General features: G+C 43.1%; 21 protein-coding genes. 14 read left to right on the top strand and 7 right to left on the bottom strand.

Annotation, left to right across the window (positions count from 1 at the left end; translation table 11 throughout):
- The first annotated feature begins 87 nt into the window (after positions 1-87).
- The gene (locus tag AC3CHU_RS16825) at positions 88-1,167 is read left to right on the top strand and encodes an FAD-binding oxidoreductase (RefSeq protein ID WP_488525986.1); all 1,080 of its coding nucleotides are present in this window, start codon (positions 88-90) and stop codon (positions 1,165-1,167) included.
- A 263-nt stretch (positions 1,168-1,430) separates the two neighbouring features.
- Here the strand turns inward: AC3CHU_RS16825 and AC3CHU_RS16820 are convergent, their stop codons facing one another.
- Positions 1,431-2,867: a glyceraldehyde-3-phosphate dehydrogenase gene (locus tag AC3CHU_RS16820; protein ID WP_488525985.1), complete on the bottom strand. Its 1,437-nt coding sequence runs from the start codon at positions 2,865-2,867 to the stop codon at positions 1,431-1,433.
- 996 nt (positions 2,868-3,863) lie between these two features.
- Here AC3CHU_RS16820 and AC3CHU_RS16815 point away from each other — a divergent pair.
- On the top strand, positions 3,864-6,455 hold the full coding sequence (locus tag AC3CHU_RS16815) for an ATP-binding protein (RefSeq protein ID WP_488526341.1): 2,592 nt from the start codon (positions 3,864-3,866) through the stop codon (positions 6,453-6,455).
- A gap of 32 nt (positions 6,456-6,487) precedes the next feature.
- Here the strand turns inward: AC3CHU_RS16815 and AC3CHU_RS16810 are convergent, their stop codons facing one another.
- The 3 genes from AC3CHU_RS16810 to AC3CHU_RS16800 form a co-directional block, all read right to left on the bottom strand.
- Positions 6,488-6,724 carry a hypothetical protein gene (locus tag AC3CHU_RS16810; RefSeq protein WP_004730045.1) on the bottom strand — a complete coding sequence of 79 codons (237 nt, stop codon included), beginning with the start codon at positions 6,722-6,724 and terminating at the stop codon, positions 6,488-6,490.
- A gap of 164 nt (positions 6,725-6,888) precedes the next feature.
- Positions 6,889-7,515, bottom strand: a complete 627-nt coding sequence (locus AC3CHU_RS16805; protein ID WP_017079633.1) for a D-Ala-D-Ala carboxypeptidase family metallohydrolase — start codon at positions 7,513-7,515, stop codon at positions 6,889-6,891.
- Between the two features lie 151 nt (positions 7,516-7,666).
- Positions 7,667-7,981 (bottom strand): DUF496 family protein, encoded by a 315-nt coding sequence (locus tag AC3CHU_RS16800; protein WP_004730049.1) that lies wholly within the window; start codon positions 7,979-7,981, stop codon positions 7,667-7,669.
- 194 nt (positions 7,982-8,175) lie between these two features.
- Here AC3CHU_RS16800 and AC3CHU_RS16795 point away from each other — a divergent pair, with 194 nt between their 5' ends.
- The 5 genes from AC3CHU_RS16795 (at position 8,176) to luxQ (ending at position 13,383) form a co-directional block, all read left to right on the top strand.
- Positions 8,176-8,376 carry a hypothetical protein gene (locus AC3CHU_RS16795; protein WP_004730052.1) on the top strand — a complete coding sequence of 67 codons (201 nt, stop codon included), beginning with the start codon at positions 8,176-8,178 and terminating at the stop codon, positions 8,374-8,376.
- A 63-nt stretch (positions 8,377-8,439) separates the two neighbouring features.
- Positions 8,440-9,096 (top strand): YceH family protein, encoded by a 657-nt coding sequence (locus tag AC3CHU_RS16790; RefSeq protein WP_488525984.1) that lies wholly within the window; start codon positions 8,440-8,442, stop codon positions 9,094-9,096.
- On the top strand, positions 9,097-9,411 hold the full coding sequence (locus AC3CHU_RS16785; RefSeq protein WP_065205876.1) for a GIY-YIG nuclease family protein: 315 nt from the start codon (positions 9,097-9,099) through the stop codon (positions 9,409-9,411).
- A gap of 307 nt (positions 9,412-9,718) precedes the next feature.
- Positions 9,719-10,813, top strand: a complete 1,095-nt coding sequence (locus AC3CHU_RS16780) for an autoinducer 2-binding periplasmic protein LuxP (RefSeq protein WP_488525983.1) — start codon at positions 9,719-9,721, stop codon at positions 10,811-10,813.
- The gene (gene luxQ, locus AC3CHU_RS16775) at positions 10,813-13,383 is read left to right on the top strand and encodes a quorum-sensing autoinducer 2 sensor kinase/phosphatase LuxQ (RefSeq protein ID WP_488525982.1); all 2,571 of its coding nucleotides are present in this window, start codon (positions 10,813-10,815) and stop codon (positions 13,381-13,383) included. Before AC3CHU_RS16780 ends, luxQ begins: the two co-directional genes overlap by 1 nt.
- A 61-nt stretch (positions 13,384-13,444) precedes the next feature.
- Here the strand turns inward: luxQ and AC3CHU_RS16770 are convergent, their stop codons facing one another.
- Entirely contained in the window at positions 13,445-14,104 is a 660-nt protein-coding gene (locus tag AC3CHU_RS16770) for a PilZ domain-containing protein (protein ID WP_054547115.1), read from the bottom strand.
- Between the two features lie 194 nt (positions 14,105-14,298).
- Between AC3CHU_RS16770 and AC3CHU_RS16765 the strand changes: the two genes are divergently transcribed.
- Positions 14,299-14,649, top strand: coding sequence for a HopJ type III effector protein (locus AC3CHU_RS16765; RefSeq protein ID WP_488525981.1), 351 nt, complete (start codon positions 14,299-14,301; stop codon positions 14,647-14,649).
- A gap of 115 nt (positions 14,650-14,764) precedes the next feature.
- On the opposite strand, the gene AC3CHU_RS16760 is transcribed toward AC3CHU_RS16765, so the two are convergent.
- Positions 14,765-15,073: a DUF1289 domain-containing protein gene (locus AC3CHU_RS16760; protein ID WP_488525980.1), complete on the bottom strand. Its 309-nt coding sequence runs from the start codon at positions 15,071-15,073 to the stop codon at positions 14,765-14,767.
- 159 nt (positions 15,074-15,232) lie between these two features.
- Between AC3CHU_RS16760 and yegD the strand changes: the two genes are divergently transcribed.
- From yegD to AC3CHU_RS16740, 4 genes are all read left to right on the top strand, one after another.
- The gene (gene yegD / locus AC3CHU_RS16755) at positions 15,233-16,585 is read left to right on the top strand and encodes a molecular chaperone (RefSeq protein ID WP_029405163.1); all 1,353 of its coding nucleotides are present in this window, start codon (positions 15,233-15,235) and stop codon (positions 16,583-16,585) included.
- Between the two features lie 491 nt (positions 16,586-17,076).
- The gene (locus AC3CHU_RS16750; protein ID WP_488525979.1) at positions 17,077-18,153 is read left to right on the top strand and encodes a porin; all 1,077 of its coding nucleotides are present in this window, start codon (positions 17,077-17,079) and stop codon (positions 18,151-18,153) included.
- A gap of 362 nt (positions 18,154-18,515) precedes the next feature.
- Complete coding sequence (locus AC3CHU_RS16745; protein ID WP_488525978.1) at positions 18,516-19,148, top strand: fumarylacetoacetate hydrolase family protein; 633 nt, start codon at positions 18,516-18,518, stop codon at positions 19,146-19,148.
- A gap of 150 nt (positions 19,149-19,298) precedes the next feature.
- Complete coding sequence (locus tag AC3CHU_RS16740) at positions 19,299-19,928, top strand: LysE family translocator (RefSeq protein WP_488525977.1); 630 nt, start codon at positions 19,299-19,301, stop codon at positions 19,926-19,928.
- A 119-nt stretch (positions 19,929-20,047) separates the two neighbouring features.
- On the opposite strand, the gene AC3CHU_RS16735 is transcribed toward AC3CHU_RS16740, so the two are convergent.
- The gene (locus AC3CHU_RS16735; protein ID WP_488525976.1) at positions 20,048-21,772 is read right to left on the bottom strand and encodes a phospho-sugar mutase; all 1,725 of its coding nucleotides are present in this window, start codon (positions 21,770-21,772) and stop codon (positions 20,048-20,050) included.
- Between the two features lie 451 nt (positions 21,773-22,223).
- Here AC3CHU_RS16735 and coxB point away from each other — a divergent pair, with 451 nt between their 5' ends.
- Positions 22,224-23,441, top strand: coding sequence for a cytochrome c oxidase subunit II (gene coxB / locus AC3CHU_RS16730; RefSeq protein WP_488525975.1), 1,218 nt, complete (start codon positions 22,224-22,226; stop codon positions 23,439-23,441).
- The gene (gene ctaD, locus AC3CHU_RS16725) at positions 23,438-25,099 is read left to right on the top strand and encodes a cytochrome c oxidase subunit I (protein ID WP_488525974.1); all 1,662 of its coding nucleotides are present in this window, start codon (positions 23,438-23,440) and stop codon (positions 25,097-25,099) included. The genes coxB and ctaD overlap by 4 nt, the downstream gene beginning before the upstream one ends.
- The last annotated feature ends 10 nt before the right edge of the window (positions 25,100-25,109 follow it).

Here is a 25,109-nt window from a genome sequence, read left to right as displayed (position 1 = left end):
GTTTTTCTAAAACAGACAACGGCGGGGCTTTTTCGATTTAAATCTTTAGTCATTTAATCATCTAGTCATTAGCAAGGTACACGAACTATGTATGCATGGTCGGATAGCGATTCAATCAATTTAGTGTGTTTAAAGAAATGGCATGAGACGCCAGATACGGTCAGCTTTGAGCTTGGCAGCGTTCCACAAGACTTACATTTCAACTTTAAGCCAGGACAATTTATTACTCTGGGTTTGGATATGCCGGCGAAAACGGATTACCGTGCTTATTCTGTAGCGTCTTGTCCTGAAGATAACCGCCTGAAGCTGACGGTAAAGCGTGTGGAAGGTGGTTTGGTTTCGAACTTTATTGTTGATGAACTTGATGAAGGTGATGAAGTTTCTGTATTGAAGCCTGCTGGTGCGTTTAACTGTATTGATTGCATGCCAACAGCTACCAAGAAAGTAACGTTAGTGAGCGCGGGTTGCGGTATCACTCCGGTGATGGCGATGGCAAAGTATTGGTTGGCTCAAGGCAGTGATGTTGAAATCGATTTTGTTCACATGGCACGTAATCGACGCGAGACTATCTACTTTGAAGAGCTTAACCAACTTGATGAGACACACGCTAACTTTAACCTTAAGTTACTTCTGAAAGACAGTGAAGGAACAACTGCTCCCCAAGGTCGTCTAGACAAGAGCTGGTTGGTAACACTCAGCCCAGACATTTTAGACAGAACCGTTTACTTGTGTGGGCCGGTTAGCTTTATGCAAGACATAGAAAACTACCTGAAAGAACTTGAGTTCAACATGGATAACTTCTACCAAGAAAGTTTTACTCCAGCGACTCAAAGTAATAATTCACTAGCCAATAGCAATACTGCTTCAGAAGAACCACAAGCAGAAGCGTCAGCAGATTCAAATGGCGCCGTTAAGGTGTTTGTTCCTGCATTTGGCGCAGAAGTAGAAGCGGAGGCGGGTACACCACTCGCTGATTCATTAGAGAAAGCAGGCGTTCCAATTATCATCGCTTGTCGTAGTGGGATTTGTGGTTCTTGCAAGTGCAAAGTAACCAAAGGTTCAGTGGAATCAAGCAGCCAAGAAACATTGACGCCAGAACAGATTGAACAAGGTTATGTACTCGCGTGTTCGAGTTCGATTCAGTCAGATGTTGAGATTGAGTTGTAACAGATGTGAAGTGAAGCTTTCCAAGAGTGACGAGGATAAAGTTCTTGTCATAGCGATAAAAGTTAGCTTGCCAGATGTAAAAAGGCCACTTAGATCAGATAGAGAGAGCAGATCTAAGTGGCAACCTTCCTGTTTATACGGGGGAGTAAAACAAGAAGGGTTGCAAAGCCCATTACAGACCTCGCAGATATAATTATTATGTTGTGGAGCTGGTTACCTAAAACTGTTTATAGAATCTAAGCAATTTACAGGCTCTAAGCAGTTTATACTTCAGGGTATGTCTTGTAACGAACACCCATCATCTGTTCCATACAGTGAACAACTTGGCAGCTGTAGCCAAACTCGTTGTCGTACCAAATGTAAAGAACAGCGCGGTTGTCTTGCGCGATAGTTGCAACACCGTCAACCACACCTGGGTGGCGAGAACCAACCAAATCGGTAGATACAATCTCGGTTGAGTCGGTGTAATCAATCTGTGCAGATAAAGTTGAAGATAGCGCCATTTCACGCAGGTATTCGTTCAACTCTTCTTTGTTTGTGCCTTTCTCAAGGTTTAGGTTTGCTACTGCCATTGAAACGTTTGGCGTAGGTACGCGAATCGCATTACCTGTTAGCTTACCTTCCATTTCTGGCATCGCTTTTGATACCGCTTTAGCAGCGCCAGTCGATGTCAGTACCATATTCAATGAAGCAGCACGACCACGACGATCACCTGAGTGGAAGTTATCGATTAGGTTTTGGTCATTGGTAAATGAGTGAACCGTTTCGATGTGACCTGATAGGACACCAAACTTGTCGTGAACCGCTTTTAATACTGGCGTAATCGCGTTGGTTGTGCAGCTTGCAGCAGAGATGATCGTATCTTCTGGTTGAATGTCATTTTGGTTTACACCAAATACAACGTTCTTGATTTCACCTTTGCCTGGCGCAGTCAGTAGAACCTTCTTCGCACCATTACACTCAACGTGTTGGCTTAGGCCTTCAGCGTCACGCCACACACCTGTGTTATCAACCACAAGTGCATTCTCGATGCCGTAAGATGTGTAATCCACTTCTGCTGGCTTGTTTGCGTAGATAACTTGGATGAAGTTACCGTTAACGATGATCGCTTTACGTTCTTGGTCTACAACGATGCTGCCGTTGAATTGGCCATGAACGGAGTCACGACGTAGCAAGCTTGCACGTTTTTCTAAGTCACCATCTTTGCCGCCACGAACAACAATTGCACGTAAACGTAGTGGGTAACCTGGGCCACTTTTCTCGATCAATAGACGAGTGAGCAAGCGGCCAATACGACCAAAACCGTACAAGACAACATCGCGAGGTTCTGTCATTGCATCGCCTTCAAGCGATTCTAAAAGTGCAGTTTGTAGGAAATCATCCAACCCGTGTGTGTCTTCGCGATCTTGCCAGAATGTATGAGCAAGGCGGCCAACATCGATACGACATGGAGATAAGTCCATAGAGAGAAGGTGTTGAATGATTGGTTGAGTCTGTTCTGCGGTAAGCGGAGAACCTGTGTAACGTTTTGCGATGCGGTGAGCTTTGATGATGTCGATAGTTGTCGCGTTAACCAGGGTCTTACCGAAGAGGATAACTTCTACGCCTTTTTGACGGTATAACTGACCTAAAGTTGGAGCGATGGATTCAGCAATAGTTTGACTAGTTTGCCAGTCTAGGAGGTGCTTTTCGGGACTCATCTTTACTCGGGACCTTTCACGTTAAGTTTCTGCATTCATGGCGGTTGTAGGGAAGCCAATCAGCATAGGGGATTTGAGGCATCAGGCTGTGGTCTTTATTGCCACTTAAATGTGCTTGATATGCCTTGTGTGCAACTTGTAATTTTTATGTGGCAGGATTGTAAGGTACGACGGGTTATTCTGCTAGGAAAAATAAATGCAGACAAATTATCTGTAAGTTGGCTTTATATTAGCCATAAATCAAGTTTTAAGTGTCGATAAAGGCTATTGACTTTAACAATCTGTAGCACTTATTTTTCGCCAAAAAATACTCAAATCAAAATATTATATGTAATAAAAGTCATAGTGATCATTAAAGGTGTGATCGTGAGCTCAAGTTACACGTAAACAGTAAACGACAAATAAGGTGATCAATGCGTTTTCTTCTTCGACCTTTGAATACGCCGAATTCGAGTGCGAAAAGTGCATGACGCAAACGATTGGATCTCACAAATTTCACTTAACTTCGGTGTTTGTTGGTTTATAGAGTCATTACTCCCAACCTTGTGGAGCCGAGAAGCGTGGCCGTTTGCTTATTATGCGAGTGATAATAACTGGATAAAGCTTGCTTCGTTAAATTTCACTTGTTCATACCTCGTTTGTATACAGCTCTCTCATCTATACTCCTCCTGTTTAAACATTTTGTGTTTAGACCTCGCGTGTTTAAAGCACACTTGTTTACAGCACAACTGCTTAAAGCATATTTGTTTTGAGTCTATCTGTTTAGTTAAAGCCCCCCCTTTAAAGCCTAAACATGGAGGTAAGTTGATCATAATTTACCGTTCTGGGCTCAGAGTATCGTTTGTTCATATCCAATTTGATCAATAAGTCCTGTTAATGTCCTATTCTTAACTTGGGCTAGGTAAAATTACTTTCGGGAAGGGAGTCGTTATAAAAATGATAAACATGTCAATTAGATGGCGTCTTATATTTCTTTCCACGGTTTCTGTATTCATCATGTTTGGTTTTACAGTCAATGAAGTGCTCAAGAACGATAAGAAGATGAATCACCTTGAAACAACTCGTATTAAGGTTGAAGCGCTTCAATCTTTTAATACCGTTTCAAGCGATGCTTATCGATGGTTGGTTCTGTCTAATGACTCTCCAGAGAAAGAGCTGCTGCTTTTAAAGCTGCAAGCTGATTTAGCTAGACTGGCTCAGTACGAAAAACAGCTTCGACAGTTCGATAGCAATTGGACTGTTGAACCGCAGTTGGTTGAGCTTAAGAGTGTGTTAGCGAAACTCGCTCGCGTAACCTCCAGTATGAACAACGACGCATCACAAATTACGGACAACAACACGCAACTGACAGAGCATGCCTTTGACTTGCTAAAAGGTGTGTTAATGGAGCTATCTGAATATCGCATTATCATCGTGGACGAAAAGATCAGTCAAGCTGACGCGATGTTTATCAATCTTACTCACTACGTGTTCTGGACTCAGCGAGAAGCGTGGTTGAGCTACCGCTTGTATCGTTCTCCAGAGCTGATAGATCAATATTTATTGAGTTATGTTGGTGCTTTAGAAAGGCAGCAGCAGTTATTAGATACGTTTTTCCGATCAGGAAGCCGTTCGCCTGAAATTAGAAAGCTATTAAGTACGTTTTCTAAAGATGAATTTCAAAACCGTTTTACAGCTCGAATCCTCAAAGGTGACTTCTCGTCGCCTGAAATATATGAACATGTGGAAGGTTTAGAACGAAAGAAGTTAGCGATTTCAAAGGCAGTGGGTGCTTACACGAAGCAATTACAGTTTGATCTGACCAAAAATATAGCGCTGAAAAAAAGGCAAACCTTGGTTATGACATTGCTTATTCTTGTCGTTTCAGGTGTGTTGTTGTGGCTTGGTGTAGCGACATCTCTTCGCTTAAATCGAAACCTATCGATTATTTTGAAAGGGGTGTCTGAATGCGCGGATAGCTACGGCAAGCCCAAGGTCATTCATATTCAAGGTAACGATGAACTTGCCGAGTTCACTGAAACTTTGAATCGAGTGATGGAGCGTAACTATCAACATAACAAAGAGTTAGTAGAAGCAAAAGAAGATGCAATTTCGGCTAATAAGGCGAAGAGCGCATTTTTAGCCAATATGTCCCATGAGATACGTACACCACTCAACGGGATTATTGGGATGGCTGAAATTTTATCTCAAAGCCAACTGAGCGCGAATCAACAAGAAGTGTTAGGAGATATCGAATCGTCTTCTCACTCATTACTGGTTCTGCTTAATGACATTCTTGACCTGTCCAAAATCGAGTCGGGCAACTTAATGCTATCGCCACACAATGCTGATCTGAGAGAGGCGGTTTACGACTCAGTAAGTGTGATTTTATCCAAAGCGATAAGTAAGGATATCGAACTCGACATCAATATCGATTCCCAAACGCCACCGCAGCTGTTTTTCGATGAGTACCGTGTAAGGCAGGTGCTGACCAATTTGCTGTCTAACGCTATCAAATTTACGTCAAAGGGCACGATTACGACGGATATCGCATACACACCTATGTCTTTGGGTAGAGGCAAGCTTGAATGCAGTGTGTCTGATACCGGGATTGGGATTGAGCCAGAGAAGTTAGAGTCCATATTTGAACCTTTCACTCAAGAAGATGGCAGCATTACTCGCCAATTCGGTGGGACAGGGTTAGGGCTTGCGATTTGTCGACAGCTTGTTGATTTGATGGGTGGTTACATTACCGCGCGTTCAGTGAAAGGAGAGGGCTCAACGTTCACTTTTTGTTTGTATGTCGACACTGTCGAAACTCATCTTCAAACCTTCGACAACCTAAACCGTGCGACTATTATCTCGAATTCTTTCAATTACCTCGATCAACTGGTCAAAGAGTGTGAACGCTTAAATGTTCGACCTAATGTCGTGTCATCCATTTCGGATCTTGATGAAAACCTGAAAGAAAGTGACTTCATACTTTATTGTCATACGCTGCATCACTCCATGGATAAAGATCTTACGACGCTGAAGGCGTTATACCCTTTGGCTCGCGTTATCGTGTGTCAGCATCATCTCTTTAAAACCAATCTAATCACAGAAACGGTTCACTCAACTCATACATTGCCATTCTTGGGTCGACGATTCTTAAACAGCTTACAATCGCTCGATATCGGTGAAGAACAAGCGCCGACGGTGGAAGTAAAAGATGAAGAGGTTCGTTCTCTGAACCGACGTATTCTGATTGTTGAAGACAACCTAATGAATCAGAAGATAGCGAGCTTCTTCCTTGAGCAAGCGGGCTATGAATATTTGATTGCCAGTAATGGCCAAGAAGCGGTGGATGTCATCACTCAAGGCGCTCAGTTTGATGCCATCTTAATGGACTGCATGATGCCTGTTATGGATGGTATAACTGCGACTCGTGCGATTCGACAGTGGGAGATTGATCAGCAAGCTGCGCCATTACCCATCATTGCTTTAACCGCTAGTGTGCTGGAAGAAGACATCAAAGATTGCTTTGAAGCGGGCATGAATGCCTACTTGCCGAAACCTTATAAATCCCACCAACTGTATGACCTTTTCAGTAGCCTTGATATTGTCTAGCTGGCTCATTATCAAGGCTAGCACTGTACGATTTAGCGAACTTCTAACCCAAGGTTGTATTGCGCAAGGCAGCGACCGACATAACTAATCTTTAGTAATGCAGCCACTAAGATCGTGCTGATGTGTGCGACAATTTGAATTGGCAGTGAGAAGTGATCGGCCATCGGATAAGCAACAATAATACTGAGTAGCATAAGCAAGGCGGTGGTTGCTAGACTGAAGTTTGAAACAGAAAGTAGCGTTTGAAAGCGTTGAGTCATCGTCTTCATATTGAATTCCTAATTGCTATTAATAATTATGATACTTGTTATCAATAGCAATTAGCGTTCCAGTTTTATTTTAATCATTAAATCAATTGGTTAAAGTGTTCTGCTAATTATTTGAGTCATAATGAATCTGATAATAATTAAGTCATTATGACTCCATTGAGTGGTTACCACTGTCTAAATCCGCAAGTATCGATGTGGAATCGAACACCAGAATACAAACCCAGCCCAACGTTATTTTTTTGCCCAAATTCAGCATGAATCTTTTTAAGTTTCACGTGTAGATCTTCGCGAGTAATATCATTCGCAGGAACTAAGTCTAAGGCGCAGAATTCCAAGTGTTTACTTCGCAGTGCGCCGCCAGCTTGTTGATTGTAGATATTGGTTCGCTCTCCGGATACAGGGATAACAACGCCAATTTCAGGCTCAATATATTGTTGTATGTACTTAAGGGTATTGATCATGTTTGGCACATGTTTCTTATTGGGAAGGGTGAACAGGGTCGTATTACTCATTGCCCAATCCGTGCCTTGCAACAAGACTAAATGCAGAGGCATGCTTTGCGTAATGCCCGCTTCTTTAAGCTGTTGCCCAATCTCTTTTACTTTGTCTTCTGCGTGATTCAGCAGCATCCAGCCTCGAAATGCCGAACGAGTAGGAACCTTGTAGCCATGAACATCCACCACGAGGTCGTCGTAGGTAATTTCAGTTTCTTCAGTATAAAGCCTTTCAAATTCTTCAGGATAGGGTTGAGTTGTTGATAGCGCTAAGGTAATCAGAATACTTGCGTACATAGGTCACTCCGTTGCTTACGTTCACCTAGTTAGTTTTACAGTTGCTCAGTTTTACTTTCGCTTAAGTATAGACGTTAGAATTTGGGCATAAAAAAACCCACTACTAAGAGTGGGTTACTAACATTGTTGCAAGTAAATTCGCTAGGTTAGATTACTTCTTACCTTGAGTTTGCTTGTCTTCTTCTGTTAGTTCACGAATGCGGCGGCTGATGTCGCGACGAGCTTTAGAGATCTCTGCACTCTTGATGATGTGATCATCAACGCGGTCTTCGTAGTCAGCTTTCATGTTTTTGATAATGCCTAAGATCTCGTCGTGAGTCATCTCTGGCTTGATGTAATCAAGTAGGTTATCAAGAAGGTCGACACGCTTGCGGTTGTCGCGAACTTTCTTTTCGTTGTCTAAAAGTTCACGCTTAAGTTTGTTCTTACGTCGTGCTTGGTTAACAATTTCAAATACGCTGCTCATAGATTCCTTTTCCTAATCGTCAAATACGTTGTCTGGTTCTGATTAAAGCACATCAGTTAGTGTTGTAACAGTCTTTAGATCAAAGCAAAAGTAAGGTTGTATAATTATTCGGCACTCTCGCTAAAGTGCGATTGTTTTTATCTAACTGTTCAAGTTAGTATCCAGATAGACACGGCATTGATACGAAATGTGAAATGAATCAACAACAACTGGAAACAGAAGATTTGGGCGACGATGTCACTGAACCTTCGGCAGAGCAAAACAAGCTTCGTGATGCGTATGTACAAGAACGTACTTATTTGGAAGTCGTGGAAATAGAGCTAAATCGTTCTAAGATCATAATGATTGATGAACAAGGCAGAAAGAAACGAGTACCGATTTTGTCTGAGCATTAGCCATTACTGGCTGCATTGTTAAATGTTGAGATGGAATTATCAAAATAATAAAAAGGAAAAACGATGAACACAGTACTTTCCCCAATTGAAGTGAGAATTATCGGTTGCTTGATCGAGAAAGAAGTCACTACTCCGGATCATTACCCGTTAACGTTAAACAGCTTAACGACTGCATGTAACCAAAAGAGTAACCGTGAGCCCGTTCTCTCTCTGTCTGAGTCGGACGTTTTAGATGCGGTTGATGGTTTGATAGCTCGCCGCATGGTGAGTGATGAGAGCAGCTTCAATAGCCGTGTTAATAAGTATCAGCATCGTTTCTGTAATACTGAATTTGGTGATTTGCAATTTACAGAGCAAGAGCGCGCAATCATCTGCTGTATGCTGCTTCGTGGGGCGCAAACTCCTGGCGAACTGCGCACTCGTACTGGTCGTCTTGCTAATTTTGGTGATGTAAAAGAGGTTGAAGCGACACTCGATAAATTAGCCGTAAGAGAAGCGGGTGCTTTAGTCGTGAAGCTACCACGTGAAGCGGGTAAACGTGAATCACGCTACCAGCACTTATTGAGTGGTGAAGTGGATGTTGAAGCGTTTGCGACGGCATCGGTAAGTACGGCTGCACCCTCTGCGACAAGCGAAAAGTTTGAAGAGCTTGAATCAGAAGTCGCAAGCCTACGTGAAGAAGTGGCAGAGCTTAAGGCTCTGGTTGAATCACTGCTTTAGATGTCTGAGTCTGATAAAAATGCGGATTGGGTCGTGTACTTAATCCGCAATCGTCACAATGCCCTTTATTGTGGCGTGACGAATAATTTAGAGCGTCGATTTGAACAACATCAAACCGGTAAAGGCGCCAAAGCTTTAAAAGGTAAAGGCCCGCTTAAGCTAGTTTGGAGTTTTGGTGTTGGGTCAAAAAGTGAGGCGTTGAAAACCGAATACGCGATCAAGCAACTACCAAAATCTCGCAAAGAAAAACTGGTATCACTTAAACTGATTATTGAGTGGCAACAAGGCAGAATTCAATATATCGAAGTCTCATAATTCATAGCCAAAATGTTTGTTATTGATTAAATCTTAATAATGTAAATATTACGCTGGATTACTCTAAGTTATTGATTGTATGTATTAATTCACTTTCGTCTTGAGAGCCTTATTTCATCATCTAGCTTGTTGTTACTAATCTCCATTCCAAATTAACATATCGCTCATTTAGAATGTCGTTCCAATTATTATGAGGCGCTATCATTTATCACCGTTGTCCTACATAATATCTTTTAGCCATACAAAGAGATGGTGTCATGCTAGGTTAAAAAATGAGCCAAAGTAGCTCATATAGAACGAGAAAAATATGAAACGTTTATTGATGTTGTTTGGACTTGCCGTATTTTCTGCGTCCGCTCTCTCCCACGGAACTCATGTCCTCAATGGTTACTGGGAATACCAAGATTTTCTTTCCAAGTTTCCAGAGCAAAAAGCACTGACCGATAAAATGGTCGAAGCTGTGCAAAATCACCCTGTGCCATTGAGACGAGCTCAAAATGAGCCTATTACGATCTCAGTGGTGTATCCGGGTCAACAGATCTCTGATTATTGGGTTCGTAATATCCAAGCTTTTGAGAAACGTCTCGATAAGCTGAGAATTCGATATCAAATTAACCAAGTGTTTACACGTGTAAATGCAGATGTCTCTCAACAGAGCATTTCTTTGCAAGAGGCGATTGAAAACAAGACGGACTATCTGATTTTTACGTTAGATACGACGCGTCATCGCAAGTTTATTGAGCACGTGTTGAATTCAACTGACACCAAACTGATTCTTCAAAATATTACGACCCCAGTCCGAGCGTGGGCCGATAGACAGCCATTCATGTATGTGGGTTTTGATCATGCGACCGGTAGTTTGAAACTGGCAAATTATTTTAAAGAAGTTAGCCAACCAGCAAGTAAGTATTCTGTTTTATACTATTCGCAAGGTTACATCAGTGATGCGCGTGGAGATACCTTTATCCATGAAGTGAATACCGGTACTCATTTTGATCTTAAGTCTTCGTTCTACACAAGATCTGATAAGGAAAGTGGTTATCAAGCGGCTAAAATCAGCATAGCGAACGATAAGGATCTAGACTTTATCTATGCGTGTTCAACCGATGTCGCTTTGGGCGCAGTAGAAGCCATTCGTGAATCTGGTCGAGATATCTTAGTTAATGGCTGGGGAGGCGGATCCGCTGAACTTGAAGCCATTGCAAGGGGCGACCTAGATGTCACTGTTATGCGCATGAATGATGATACCGGTATCGCTATGGCAGAGGCAATAAAGTGGGATCTAGCCGGATTGAAAGTTCCTACCGTTTACTCTGGCGAATTTGAAGTAGTGACCAAGGAAGATTCTCCAGAACGTATTTCAGAACTTAAGCAGCGAGCATTTAGGTACTCAGGCCAATAATGAAGAAAAGTTACGCCAGTACACCTAGAAACACTTTAGCTAGGCTCATTACGCGTATCATTATTTTAGTGATAGGTGTGATGGCACTTGGCGTGCTTATTCATACTTATGAGACCAGTAGTACCATCGTAAAGCAAGAGACGAATCGAACGGTTAAACAAACCTCAAGCCTCATCCAAAATATGTTTGATTATCGTTTGTCGGTGCTACAAATTCATCAAGACAGTAGCTCACACAGTGAAACACTAAGAGCGTATTTTGCTACTGGCAATAAAGAGGCTTTGAGTTACTTCTTTTTTGGTGTTGACCAAAGTGAACCTGATCATGCACCGGATTTGCGTTTTGTGTCTACTCATGATGGTTTGGCTTGGGACGATGGTAATGGCCAGTTTTATGGATTGGACGAGTCCAACTTAAAACATATCTCTGATGAGGTTTCATTTAGTAGTAACTGGCATTTCATTAAAGTGATAACCGATATTGGTAAGCGTCATTTGTTGGCTCGCCGAACTCCTATTGTGGATAACAAAACAGGGGAGGTTCTTGGCCAGCTCTATATCGCGATCGTACTCGATAATAACTTCTCGCTTGCAGAATCGATTCAACAGGGAAGCAATTGCGAGAACATCGTTATTGAAGCACACGGTACACCGGTTACGTCAACATTCAGTGGCGATGAAAGTTACACAATAACGGATATTCTCAACTACAAAATGTACGAGCAATTACCTCGCCATTTCGTCACCATCGCAACTATTAAGATCAATGCTGTTGAAACGCCTCTCATCATTCGAGCTGTCCAAAAGAACACGAACTTCATTGCGTTAGAAGAGAACTATGAGCGTGCGATCATTGTTGTGATTGTGGTGATCATATTGATGTCTTTCTTTGCACGAACTTGGATTCAAAGAAAGGTGGCGGCTGAACTCGATAAGTTGATGGACTTTACTCGATCAGCAAGTGACGGCGAAGAGTACAACAAGTTCGATGGCTCCAACATTTTCGAGTTTCATCATATTGGTTGCACCCTTGAGGACACTTTTGAACGTTTATCTGAACAGAACCAAAAATTCCAAGATCTCTTTAACTTTGCTCATTCACCTATCTTGGTTTGGTCAGATAAAGGTGACTTAATTCAGATGAACCCCGCTGCTCGTATGGCGCTATTTGACGCCGATGATAACTACGGAGCAGTGGCTCAAGAGTTTGAGCATCGCATGCTACCGAATATTCATATGGTGGTTCAAGGTTCAAAGCTGACGGGCATTAACGTTCCCATTGGTGAAAAGGTGTTTCGCTGGAACATGTCTGCTATTCGTGTGGAACATGGCATTACCGGTGTCGTGGTACAAGGCCAAGACATTACTAAGCTCATTGAAGCCGAGAGGCAGGCCGATCGAGCAAGAGAAGAAGCTGAGCACCTTGCGAATGTGCGGGCAGATTTCCTCGCAAAGATGAGCCATGAGATTCGTACACCGCTTAACGGTATTCTTGGTGTTTCTCAGTTGCTAAAGCGCTCTATACACAGTGAAGATAACCGTGAACAGGTGGATGTACTTTGTAATAGTGCGGAACATTTGCTGGCGGTACTTAACGATATCTTGGACTTCTCAAAGATAGAGCAGGGGCAGTTCAATATTCAAAAGAAAGACTTCCGCTTGGGGGAACTGGTTAATACATTATACAGTATCTATCGTCCGCTTTGTGGCGATAAATCGATCGCATTTACTATTGTGAATCACTTGGCTGATGACATTGAAATAAACACCGACCAAGTGCGCCTGAATCAAATCATGTTTAACTTGGTGAGTAACGCTCTTAAGTTCACTCACCAAGGCGGTATTTCCGTTAGTTTTGAACTCGAAAGTATCTTTAACTCAGACCATGCGAGTTTGATCGTTCGAGTGAAAGATACCGGTATTGGTATTGATGAAAGCAAGATTGACGCTGTATTTGAACCCTTTGTTCAAGCAGAAGAAACCACGACTCGTGAATATGGTGGGACAGGGTTGGGCCTAACGATTGTAAAAAATCTGGTCGATATGCTAGAAGGGGACATTCAAGTCCGCAGTGAGATAAACCAAGGTTCGGAGTTCATTATAGAAATTCCAGTGGAAGTGCACTCTAAGCCGCTATTGGACATGAAGCAACACGCTGATATCGAACCAGAGGCGTTGTTTAGTCGATCTTTGAGCGTATTGTTGGTGGAAGACAATCACACCAATGCATTTATTGCGCAAGCTTTTTGCAAAAAATATGGCATGGTGGTGACATGGGCAAAAGACGGTTTAGAAGCGCTAGAAATGGCTAAGGCGACAACCTATGATCTTATTTTGATGGATAACCAACTTCCCAATCTTGGTGGCGTTGAAACTACTCAGCAGCTTAGGGATGATATTGGCGTTGCAGCCCCGATTTATGCGTGTACCGCTGATGCTCAAGCGTCGACAAGAGACAGCTTTATGGCTGCTGGGGCTAATTACGTGATTGTAAAACCCATTAAAGAAGAGTCGCTACACCAAGCATTTGTTCATTTTAAAAACTCACATTGGGATGTAACGAACGACTGATCTAAACCTTTGAAAGTGCGGTAGAACAAGTGCTGTGAATAAACTTTACTTGAACATGTATTTATACAAAGCCGGCAACAAATGCTTGCTCCAACAGCAGCGTTTTTAACTCGTCACTCATATCTAGGTGTTCAGGGAACTGAATGCCTAATAGCCAACCTTGGCCTTGTCTTTTTTTGCTCACTACGTTGTAGATCAGTTCGCTATCTAAGTACTCACTTAAGACAGAGTTTACTTGTATCTTCCAACCGACATCGATATCCGATTGCTGGGTAATATAGACGCCGCAGCCTGAGACTGAAAAATCGACCAGGGTGGCATCTAATGACAAAGTATCGAAAGTAACTTCACAGCTGAGTCGTACCTTATATCTTTCGTGTTCACGGATAGGCTTGGTCGCAAAGCTTGAAGGCGGACGAAGGAAAATAAGATGTGCAGGCGAGGTGATATGAGCCAGTACGTTGGTTTTAAACGCGACAATGTGCCCAAGTTCGGTGTCGGTGATGGCACGAACAATAATATCCACGTTGATGAGTTTTCTTAGCGTCAGTGCTTCTGTCGCTTTTTGTGACAACTCAAGGATAAGGTATTGTTCTTCTTTGTGTCCGATATAGAGTGTAGTGATCTGGATCGAGTCGTCTGGGCCAAATTCTAATACACCTGCTGTTTTTGTACCGGGTTTGAGGTATCTAAACAGTTCTAAGTTTTTATCTTTATGCATATTCGTTACTGAACAATGTTAATCGTCTGATAAAATAATATAACGTCCTGATAAAACTATGTCATTAGTTTCATTGAGGTAATTTGCATTGTTTGTTCAAAAAGTGAATCGCTGTCCCAAGTAAACAACGGCTTACTCTTGTCGTAAAACAAGATAAACTGCTGACAGATATATACTTGATGGAGAAATAGTAAATGGAACTGGAAACCTTATTAAATACTCTGGCTGAAACCCCTGAAAGCGTGCAATTTGAAGATACAATGCAAGTAATCGAAGCTCACTATGTTTTTGCGGAGAGTGAATTTCGCAATGGTGAAGTGGTGAATACTGCAGGGCAGAATAATGGTTCGTGTAAGATTTTTGCTTTTGGTTTAGAGCAAGGTTTATCTGCGGAGCAAACACTTGCTTGTTTTGGTCAATTTTATCGTAACGACGTGCTAGATTTTCCAGAGAACACCGACCATCAAAATATTCGTAACTTCATGGTTCATGGTTGGAACGGTATACAGTTTTCTCAGCCTGCGCTGGTTGCAAAAACGAAGTAGACACTAACCAAATAAAGCTCAGTATTTTGAAGCGAGAAACAACCTCTCGCTTTTTTGTCTATGTTGAACCGGTACGTAACCTGCGGAATAGGTTCTAAACTACTGTACAGGTAACCTACTGAATAGGCAGTTCAGACAAGCACTTACGGCACAGACATACTCCAGCCTTTGGAATATCGCTAGTATCACGCTTTTCTAGTTCAAAACACCAACACGTCTCTTTACCCGCACTGATATCGCATTGAGCTGGCTCATTACACTGCGGACATTGGTGAGTCGAACTAACACCAGTAAGATTATCCATAACCGACGTTTGCTTTTCTTCAGATAAGCCTTTCCAGACTATAATTTCATCCATTGTTCGAAAGCAGCCACTGCACATTCCGCCATTATTTTTACAAGCCGCTCGGCAAGGTGTTTTCATTTATCTAACCTGTGATTCATTTGGGCTGAAATGTAGCATATTTGTTTGCCTATTAAGAGCCGTTAGGCTAAGAAATTACTCAGTTAAATTTAGAAATGACCTCGTAATTTTTAGGCTTTTCATGTAGCATCTCGCCCCTTTTGTTGAGTGGGGGATATTATGTTTATTGGATTTGATTATGGAACAGCGAACTGTTCTGTCGCGGCTATGGTTGATGGAAAACCAAGCCTGTTACCGCTAGAAGGTAACAACCACTATATTCCCTCAACCGTGTTTGCGCCTACTCGTGAAAGTGTTTCTGAGCATCTATTTCGCCATTTGAATATCAAACCGAGTGATGCGGTTGGTGAGCAAGTGTTACGACGTGCTATTGCTTTGAATCGAGAAGAGAGTATTGATTTGGTGCCAGAAGATATGGCGTTTGGTCAGGCGGCGTTGGACCTTTACTTAGAAGACCCTCGCGATGTTTATTACGTAAAATCCCCTAAGTCTTTTCTTGGCGCAAGCGGGTTGCATGATGTTCAGGTGAGTTTCTTCGAAGATTTAGTGTGCGCCATGATGGCAAATATTAAACACCAAGCAGAACTCACGACTCAAGAGCAGATCAAACAAGCTGTTATCGGTCGACCAATTAACTTCCACGGTCGAGGTGGTGAAGAAGCAAACCGACAAGCTGAAGACATACTCTCACGCGCAGCTAAGCGTGCAGGCTTCCTTGACATCGCTTTTCAATTTGAACCAGTAGCCGCAGGCCTTGATTACGAAAGTACCCTGACTGAAAACCAAACGGTATTGGTTGTGGATATTGGCGGTGGTACCACCGATTGTTCATTGCTAGAAATGGGGCCAACTTGGTCGGGTAAAGCGGACCGAACCCAGAGCTTGTTAGCTCACAGCGGGCAAAGGGTAGGGGGTAATGACCTTGATATCTACCTTGCCTTCAAGCAACTGATGTCACCTTTCGGTATGGGCAGCAAAGGCATTTCGGGTATCGATATGCCGCTGACTCAATTCTGGAATCCAATTGCGATCAATAATGTCGAAGCTCAAAAGAACTTCTATTCTCGCGAAAACCTAGCGGCCTTGAAGTTACTTCGTAAAGAAGCGTCAGACCCTCAAAAGCTAGAGCGTTTGATGAGGGTTTATCATGACACTCTAGGCTATAGCATTGTACGCAGAGCGGAAGAAGCCAAGATTGCATTAGCAGAATCGTCTCAATATCGAGCCGCGATTAATGTTGCTTCTGAATTGGTCGAAGTGGACATTTCCGTTGAGCAGATGGTTGAAGCTATTGAATCGCCAAAGTCTAAGATGATTGAGTTGGTTAAAGAAGCTATGCAACAAGGCCAGAAAAAGCCAGACGTAATTTACATGACGGGTGGTTCAGCTCGTTCACCTATACTTCGTGAAGCCGTACAACAAGCAGTGCCGAACGTACCTATCGTGAGTGGTAATTACTTCGGTTCAGTAACTTCAGGTTTAGCTCGTTGGGCTGAGGTTTGCTTCAAATAAGAGCCCAATGATGAGTTGTTAGGGCAACCAGTCGCTGATTGGCTGCCCTTTTTTTGTGTTTGGCTTTAATGAATTTTCGCTAAGGTATTTTTATCTTCTCTAAAGTGGGAATTGTTTCACACGATTAAATATTTCAATTAGATCCCTAGTGTTACAAAATGTTTCAAGGTTAAGGTTTTGTCATGTGATGGTCTGACGAGTAAATTTTAATTTTGATTTTTAATGGTTATTTGATGACTAGAAAATCAAAAATACTGATAGATTTATCTCAATAAATACCAAGTTACGCTTGTGATTTTATTTGTATGATATTGTTTATAAGGTTTTTTTTGATTTTTATATTGTGATTTTTTTTATTTTATATATTTTAATGCAACTTTTTTGTCATTCGTATATTAGTGTTTGCCTACTTGTTAAATGCAGGTAACAACTTCTCCGTAAGCACGAGGTTGTTAGTGAATAACTCACCCAGTTACATAATGGATATGACAATGAATAAGAAACTTTTAGCGCTAGCAATTTCTGGTGCAGTATTTGGTACACAGGCAGTTGCTGTAGAACTTTACAACGAAGACGGCACAACATTCTCTGTTGGTGGTCACGTATCAGTTGCAGTTGGCGACGTGAACAGCGCTGACCGTCAAAACAGCGATGATATCGGTGTAGAGTCTGTTTCTCCACGTATCAACTTCGGTGCAACTCATGAGCTTGGTAACGGCTTTACTGCTGATGCTAAAGGTGAATGGGCGCTAAACATGCTTGACGGCGGTGATGAGTCACTCACAACTCGTCTTGGCTACATTGGTCTTTCTCACGACGATTACGGTCGTGCAGCAGTAGGTACTCAATGGGCACCTTACTACAATGTTGCTGGTGTTGCTGATATGCCAATCGCATTCGCAAATGACTTCATCTACGAAGATCACGGTAATCTAGGTACAGGTCGTGCTGAAGAGATGGTGAGCTACGCTAACGCTGTAGATTTCGGTAACGCTGGCTCTCTAGCAATTGGCGTTGCATGGCAAGGTCGTAAGGTTTCTGACGAAGAATACAACGAAGTTGCTTCAGAGAATAAGTACGGTAACCGCGCTCAAATCGCTCTGAACTACGATATCGCTGACTTCTCTGTGAACTACGCTTACAATACTGGTGACGTTTCTTTTGGTACTGGTGCTAATGTTGGTACTGGTTCAAAGACTGCTGATTCTAATGTAGTAAGTGCGACTTACGGTTCATACGGTTCTGAAGGTCTTTACGTTGCAGCTGTATACGCAGCGAACAACTACATGAATAATGGTAAGTTTGGTGTTATTTCAGAGTCTACAGGTTACGAATTCTTAGCATCTTACGCACTAGCTAACAGCCTTAACCTAAGTGTTAACTACGAAGCAGTAGAAGACGACAAGATGAGTGAAACAGTATTTGCTACTACTGCTCTACAAGCTGAATACAACTTCACGTCTCAGTTCGTAGGCTTTGCTGGTTACCAGTTCGACCTACAAGGTTCTGGCGTGTACAAAGAAAAAGCTGACGACCAATGGCTACTTGGTGCTCGTTACTACCTATAAGTCGCAGACTGATTTAGCATAGTGTTTACTCCTTAAACTTACCTTTTAGGATACTGTCCTAGGCACCATGCTAAGCCCTCTCTGATCTTTCGATTGGAGAGGGCATTTTTCGTTTTGTTCTACGTAAAACACAATCAATACAATCCTGTGATTAGAACTCTCAATTTATCGAGTTGTTCGAAATGAGTGATTTCTCCCCTCAACTGTTAGATGCTCATTGGCATCGATAACCGTCTAAAATTAGCCAAATCAACAAATTGAGCTCAAGATCAGAAATTTGAACTTCGCCACCATCTTGTCAAAGATTCTGTCTTTATGATGCGTTAAACTCTGAACTCCTAAAAATAGTTCAGGGATAAACTATGAGCAGCGTTGTATATCAAGAACAGTTGATGAACTCCAAACGAACGGCGGTACCAACAAAAGTATTATGTGTTGGGCGCAATTACGTGGACCATATTGAAGAACTCAACAATGCGATCCCTGACTCTATGGTGGTTTTCAATAAGCCGAGCACCAGCGTTACTTCCTCTCTGTCTTCTTTTCATCAAGAAGCGCTGCACTACGAAGCAGAGATCTGTTTTATTGTTGAAAACGGTGAATATTCTGCAGTGGGATTCGGCTTAGACCTTACCAAGCGTGAGTTGCAAAGCAGTTTAAAAGCCAAAGGTTTACCTTGGGAGCGTGCCAAAGCCTTTGATGGTTCGGCTGTCTTTAGTCGCTTTGTTCCCGTTGATAATTTTGATCTCTCTGACTTAAACCTAGAATTATTTATTAACTGTGTCCGCGTTCAAAAGGGCCACGTTGAGCAGATGCTGTATTCTCCACAAACTATCCTAGAAGAGCTCTCTTCTTACACGACTTTGCTTGATGGCGATGTTGTAATGACAGGTACCCCCAAAGGTGTTGGTGAAGTGCATCGAGGTGATATATTCCTTGGTCGTCTAAAGTGTGGTGAAGCTACATTGATTGAGATCGAGTGGGTAGCGAGCTAGTTAGCCTAATTTCTATAGTTAATAAGTTGGATTTTTGGGTTTTTGGTGGTGTTTAATTCGAAATAATTCACTCATGATAACTAATTGCATCTGGAAGGGTGTTGGTAATTGATATAAAATCCGCCTCCGTTTTTATCAATACTGAAACCCATGATCGATTTAGCTATATTACCTGTCTACCTTACAGCCGTTGTTGCACTTCTTCTTTTACCTGGCCCAGATATGCTGCTTATTGCCAGCTCTAGCATGAGTTATGGCCGAAAAGTCGGTGTGTTTGCAAGCTTAGGCAATGCAACCTCAGGGATTATTCTGACGGTATTGGCAGCCATGGGTGTATCGGCGCTGATCGCCATGAGTCCTATTGCCTTAAAAGCCCTGAATTTGTTGGGTGGCGCCTATCTATTAAAGATGGGTTGGGATTGCCTGCGAACTGAGCAGGGCAATGCGTCTGAACTCAGCGATAATTCCGCTGCGAAAACCTATTATCAAAGAGCATTGATTAGCAACTTGCTTAACCCGAAGGCTCTGATTTTCTTCGTTATGTTTTTGCCTCAGTTTGTGTCTACCAATATTGAAGCTACATCGGGTGAGCAGATGTTGATGCTCGGTTTATTGTTGAATGTTCTTGGTTTGACATTCAACTTCTTGTTGGTTGCGTTAGTGGGTACGGTTGGTAAGTCTCTTGTGGAAAACGCAAAGTTTCGTACTTATCAACAAAAGGTAATGGGCGCTGTATTCATCGTTTTAGCGATTTGGATGCTATCTTCTTTTATTGGTTAGTTGCAGTGTAAATAAGACGAAAAATGGACGCGAATGAGCGTCCATTTTTGTTTTGATGGTTTATAGTTTAACCGACTACTTTATCTCAGTAGATATAAGCCTCACATTGGGCTTAATGCTTAAGCACTGAGTTCTTGCTGGTGTTGTTCAATCAAGTTGTCTGTATACTCTTCTCCACGTTGACGAGCTTCATCGTACGTTTCTGAACCCTCAAACTTTGTCACCGTCTCATAATAAACTTTTACTTTTGGTTCTGTGCCAGAAGGTCGAACGATAATTCGAGAACCATCCTCCAAGTGATAAATCAATACGTCACTTGTTGGTAAGTTAATGGTTTCAGTATCGCCACCAACGATGTATCGCAAAGAAGATTGCAGATCTTCAATTACCGAGACAGTTACGCCACCAATGGTTTTAGGTTGTGCCGATCTAAGTTTTGAACCTATCGACGGCGAATCCGGATCAAGGGCGATACTGCGTTGAGCATTGGTATGCACACCGTGTTCCAAAGAAATTTGTGCAAGAAGATCCCAAACGGTTCGACCTTGAGACTTCAACTCTTCAACCAGTTGAGCGAATACTACTAATGCAGAAAGTCCATCTTTGTCGCGAACTTGAGTACCAATCGTGTAGCCCAGCGCTTCTTCATAAGCAAACAAGAACTCATTCTGTTCATCCTCCAGCTGCATCCCGACATTCGCTAACCATTTAAAGCCGGTCAGTGTTTGGAAGTAGGTCGCACCATGAGAGTTAGCGACCTTTTCGAGCAAGGTCGAAGAGACAATACTGTTACCAACCAATTGGTTTTTGGTATGAGGCTTCGATAACAAGTAATGAGCAAATAACACACCGACTTGATCACCGGTCAGCATCTTATAGGAAGCATCATCGGTTCTAACTGTATCATCGGTTCTAACGGCAACTGCAAATCGGTCTGCATCCGGATCGTTGGCGCAAGCGATGTCGGCATCGACACTTTTCGCTAAATTTACCACGAGATCCATTGCCCCTTTTTCTTCTGGGTTAGGAAAGTTGACCGTCGGGAAGTGTCCATCGGGCTCTCTTTGTTCCGCCACGCTGAATACTTTATGGAATCCACCGTCGTGCAGAAGATCTTCTGCCATTTGTGCACCGACACCATGCATTGCAGTGTAGGTCACGGTGGTATGCGCTGAATCGATGTCGTTGCGCACATAAGGGCTTTGGTTAATTGCAGCGCGATAAGTTTGGTAGTAACCCTCGGTTAACCAAACTAAGTTTCCTTGCTTTTCAGCGTCACTGAGGCTGATTAGTGGGATTGGTTTGGTTGAAGCAACGTCAATCTCATCAGCGATGCCCGCATCATGTGGTGGAATGATTTGAGCACCATTCTCCCAATAGACCTTAAACCCATTATATTCAGGTGGGTTGTGGCTGGCTGTCACAACGACAGCGGCGGCTGCGTTGAAGTGTTCAATACCAAAGGCAACAATGGGTGTCGCTGCGACGTTTGCGGTCAAATAAACCTTAATACCTAAGGCCGTCAGTACCGAAGCGGTATCGATGGCGAATTGTTTAGAATCCAGACGTCCGTCATAACCAACCACCACACCACGAATAGCGGCATTGGCGACATGTTCAATTAAGTAATGGCCAAGCCCAGTCGCCGTTTCTTGTATCACCAAACGGTTCATTCTATTTGGGCCGCATCCTACTTTGCTGCGCAGGCCTGCAGTACCGAATTCTAATCGTTGTGTAAAACGATCTTCGAGCTCGGCGTGCATTTTCTTATCGATGAGATGTTGAAGCTCTTCACGAGTTCTTGGGTCTGGGTCTCTCGCTAACCAGTTCATTGCATCTTGCATAATCACTAAACCTTTTAATGTCGGTATGACTTACTGTTGAACTAATTTAAGTGATATTGATTATCATTTCCATGAAAGCAATCGTAAAACTCAATATAAAATAATTTATAACGGCGAGGGCGCGTGGATTAAGCCACTCTCAATAATTGACTGTTTAATAAGTAAACTTACCTTGAATAATTGGATATCACTAACTAGCCTTTTACATAAATATAACAAAATTTAACAAATTCGCCGTTTTTGAATCTTTTATGGAAACTTCCAACGCTTATGAGCCGTATTAGATCTTAGGTTGATATGAGGTCAGCAGCCCGTTTACAGGCTAGTTACATTTGAGTTGTAGATTGAGATTCAGCCTTTCATGTGCAGCCGGGATAACAATGAATGTTGTTCAGCTCGCAACGACATTTAGGTCGCAAGTATCCAATTAGGAAGGATAAGGAGAGATCTTTTGAAAAGATTACTGGTTAGGCTAGGGTGGCTTTTGAAAAGTTTTGTTGTGGTTTTGGTATCGCCTTTGGTGCATGCCAGCACTGAATACAACATGACTCAAGGTGTCACTGAGATCAGCGGTAAGGTATACGAACTTCATATGCTGATCTTCTACATCTGCTGTGCGATTGCCTTTGTTGTTTTTGGTGTGATGTTTTATTCAATTTTGAGACACCGAAAGTCGAAGGGGGCGGTTGCTGCTCATTTTCACGAAAGTACGAAAGTCGAAATCCTTTGGACCATCATTCCTATTATCATCCTTATCGCTATGGCGATACCCGCCACTAAAACCTTGATAGCGATGGAAGACACCTCTCAATCAGAACTCACAATCAAAATTACAGGCTCGCAATGGAAGTGGCACTACAGCTACTTTGGCGAAGATGTTGAGTTTTTCAGCCTTTTAGCGACCAGCGATAAAGAGATTGAAGGTATTGAAGTGAAAGGCGCGCATTACCTGTTAGAGGTTGATAAGCCGCTTGTACTGCCTATCAATCGTAAAGTCCGCTTTTTGATGACTTCTGATGATGTTATTCACTCATGGTGGGTGCCTGCTTTCGCGGTTAAGAAAGATACCATTCCCGGTTTCATCAATGAGGCGTGGACAAAGATCGATGAGCCTGGCGTTTACCGAGGTCAGTGTGCTGAATTGTGTGGTCGTGCTCATGGCTTCATGCCGATAGTGGTACGTGCCATGGAAGAAGACGATTTTGACGCATGGTTAGCGGAGCAGAAAGAATTGGCGATAGCCGCACAACAAGCGGCGCAAGATGCACTAGATGCGTCACTTTCTTTGGACGAGTTGAATGTATTAGGTGAAGACGTTTATAAAACTCGATGCGCGGTTTGTCACCAAGTGAACGGTGAAGGTATCCCTGGGGCATTTCCTGCCATCAAAGGAAGTCCAGTTGCGCTTGGTGATGTGGGTGTTCATATCGATACCATTGTTTATGGTCGTGGAGGCACGGCGATGCAAGCATTCGATAACCAGTTAACAGAGAAAGAGATTGCGGCGGTAGTGACTTACCAACGAAACGCTTGGGGTAATGATACGGGTGACATTGTTCAGGCTTCAGATGTAAACGCTTATAAAGCCAAGCAAGAAGGCGGAGGCCAAGCAGCTGACGAACAAGGCTCAACGGATGAAGCACAAAACGATGCTAAGGGGCAGTTATGAGTTCACCAATCAATAAGCCGGTGAAATCGGCTCCTGCAGAAGACCAAGTTCTGAGCCATTCTGCGGAAGGTACGCTGGGCAATGATGATTTGCCTGTTGACGATAACGACTCACATGCGGCACCTAAAGGCTGGGCTCGTTGGCTTTACTCAACCAATCATAAAGACATCGGTACACTTTATCTGTGGTTCAGTTTTGCGATGTTCTTAACGGGTGGTGCCATGGCAATGGTGATCCGTGCTGAGCTATTCCAACCGGGGTTACAACTTGTTGAGCCAGATTTCTTCAATCAGATGACTACAGTCCATGGTTTAATCATGGTATTCGGCGCCGTGATGCCTGCATTCACAGGTTTGGCTAACTGGATGATCCCAATGATGATCGGCGCTCCAGACATGGCGCTGCCGAGAATGAACAATCTCAGTTTCTGGATTCTGCCTTTTGCATTTTTAATCTTGATCGGATCTTTGTTTACTGAGGGAGGCGGGCCGAGTTTTGGTTGGACATTTTATGCGCCACTCTCGACAACTTATGGCCCAGACAGCACCGCGCTATTCGTATTCTCAGTTCATATTATGGGGATCAGCTCGATCATGGGGGCGATTAACGTGATCGTCACCATTGTGAATATGCGCGCGCCGGGAATGACTTGGTTCAAGCTTCCTATGTTCGTGTGGACTTGGTTGATTACGGCTTTCTTGCTTATCGCCGTCATGCCCGTTTTGGCGGGCGCGGTCACTATGGTATTAACCGACAAGTACTTTGGGACAAGTTTCTTTGATGCTGCGGGTGGCGGGGACCCTGTGATGTTCCAGCACATATTCTGGTTCTTTGGACATCCCGAAGTGTACATCATGATTTTACCCTCGTTCGGTATCATCTCTGCGATCATTCCGGCATTCAGTGGCAAGCGTTTGTTTGGTTATCATTCCATGGTTTATGCCACTTGCAGTATCGCGCTGTTGTCGTTCTTGGTTTGGGCGCACCACATGTTTACCACCGGAATGCCCGTATTTGCAGAGTTGTTCTTCATGTATTGCACCATGTTGATCGCGGTGCCCACTGGGGTGAAAGTCTTCAACTGGGTGGCGACGATGTGGCGGGGAGCTTTGACGTTCGAGACTCCAATGCTGTTTGCGATTGCCTTTATTGTGCTATTTACGATTGGTGGCTTATCAGGGTTGATGCTCGCTATCGTGCCTGCTGATTTCCAGTATCACGATACCTATTTTGTGGTGGCTCACTTCCACTATGTGCTGGTGACAGGGGCGGTGTTCTCTATCATGGCTGCTGCTTATTATTGGTTGCCGAAATGGACGGGGCATATGTACGACCACAAACTTAGCCTGTGGCATTTCTGGACATCAGTCATATCGGTCAATGTACTTTTCTTCCCTATGCACTTTTTAGGTTTAGCGGGTATGCCTCGTCGAATCCCGGACTACGCGATTCAGTTTGCTGACGTTAATCAAGTGGTATCGATTGGTGGCTTCGCCTTTGGTTTATCGCAGTTAATTTTCTTATGGTTGGCTATCAAGTGTGTCAGAGGCGGAGAGCCTGCACCAAGCAAACCATGGGACAGAGCGGAAGGCCTAGAGTGGACAGTGCCAAGTCCAGCGCCTCATCACACCTTTACTCATCCACCTAAAATTGATTAAGGGAAACGAG

Source organism: Vibrio sp. QJM3NY_39 (assembly GCF_057785895.1).
The sequence above is the reverse complement of the archived record's forward strand: the minus strand, read 5'-3'. Positions and strand labels throughout refer to the sequence as shown.

Coding starts and splice junctions, on each gene's coding strand:
- AC3CHU_RS16825 (WP_488525986.1), top strand. CDS start 88: ATGTATGCATGGTCGGATAGCGATTCAATCAATTTAGTGTGTTTAAAG.
- AC3CHU_RS16820 (WP_488525985.1), bottom strand. CDS start 2,867: ATGAGTCCCGAAAAGCACCTCCTAGACTGGCAAACTAGTCAAACTATT.
- AC3CHU_RS16815 (WP_488526341.1), top strand. CDS start 3,864: ATGTTTGGTTTTACAGTCAATGAAGTGCTCAAGAACGATAAGAAGATG.
- AC3CHU_RS16810 (WP_004730045.1), bottom strand. CDS start 6,724: ATGAAGACGATGACTCAACGCTTTCAAACGCTACTTTCTGTTTCAAAC.
- AC3CHU_RS16805 (WP_017079633.1), bottom strand. CDS start 7,515: ATGTACGCAAGTATTCTGATTACCTTAGCGCTATCAACAACTCAACCC.
- AC3CHU_RS16800 (WP_004730049.1), bottom strand. CDS start 7,981: ATGAGCAGCGTATTTGAAATTGTTAACCAAGCACGACGTAAGAACAAA.
- AC3CHU_RS16795 (WP_004730052.1), top strand. CDS start 8,176: ATGAATCAACAACAACTGGAAACAGAAGATTTGGGCGACGATGTCACT.
- AC3CHU_RS16790 (WP_488525984.1), top strand. CDS start 8,440: ATGAACACAGTACTTTCCCCAATTGAAGTGAGAATTATCGGTTGCTTG.
- AC3CHU_RS16785 (WP_065205876.1), top strand. CDS start 9,097: ATGTCTGAGTCTGATAAAAATGCGGATTGGGTCGTGTACTTAATCCGC.
- AC3CHU_RS16780 (WP_488525983.1), top strand. CDS start 9,719: ATGAAACGTTTATTGATGTTGTTTGGACTTGCCGTATTTTCTGCGTCC.
- luxQ (WP_488525982.1), top strand. CDS start 10,813: ATGAAGAAAAGTTACGCCAGTACACCTAGAAACACTTTAGCTAGGCTC.
- AC3CHU_RS16770 (WP_054547115.1), bottom strand. CDS start 14,104: ATGCATAAAGATAAAAACTTAGAACTGTTTAGATACCTCAAACCCGGT.
- AC3CHU_RS16765 (WP_488525981.1), top strand. CDS start 14,299: ATGGAACTGGAAACCTTATTAAATACTCTGGCTGAAACCCCTGAAAGC.
- AC3CHU_RS16760 (WP_488525980.1), bottom strand. CDS start 15,073: ATGAAAACACCTTGCCGAGCGGCTTGTAAAAATAATGGCGGAATGTGC.
- yegD (WP_029405163.1), top strand. CDS start 15,233: ATGTTTATTGGATTTGATTATGGAACAGCGAACTGTTCTGTCGCGGCT.
- AC3CHU_RS16750 (WP_488525979.1), top strand. CDS start 17,077: ATGAATAAGAAACTTTTAGCGCTAGCAATTTCTGGTGCAGTATTTGGT.
- AC3CHU_RS16745 (WP_488525978.1), top strand. CDS start 18,516: ATGAGCAGCGTTGTATATCAAGAACAGTTGATGAACTCCAAACGAACG.
- AC3CHU_RS16740 (WP_488525977.1), top strand. CDS start 19,299: ATGATCGATTTAGCTATATTACCTGTCTACCTTACAGCCGTTGTTGCA.
- AC3CHU_RS16735 (WP_488525976.1), bottom strand. CDS start 21,772: ATGCAAGATGCAATGAACTGGTTAGCGAGAGACCCAGACCCAAGAACT.
- ctaD (WP_488525974.1), top strand. CDS start 23,438: ATGAGTTCACCAATCAATAAGCCGGTGAAATCGGCTCCTGCAGAAGAC.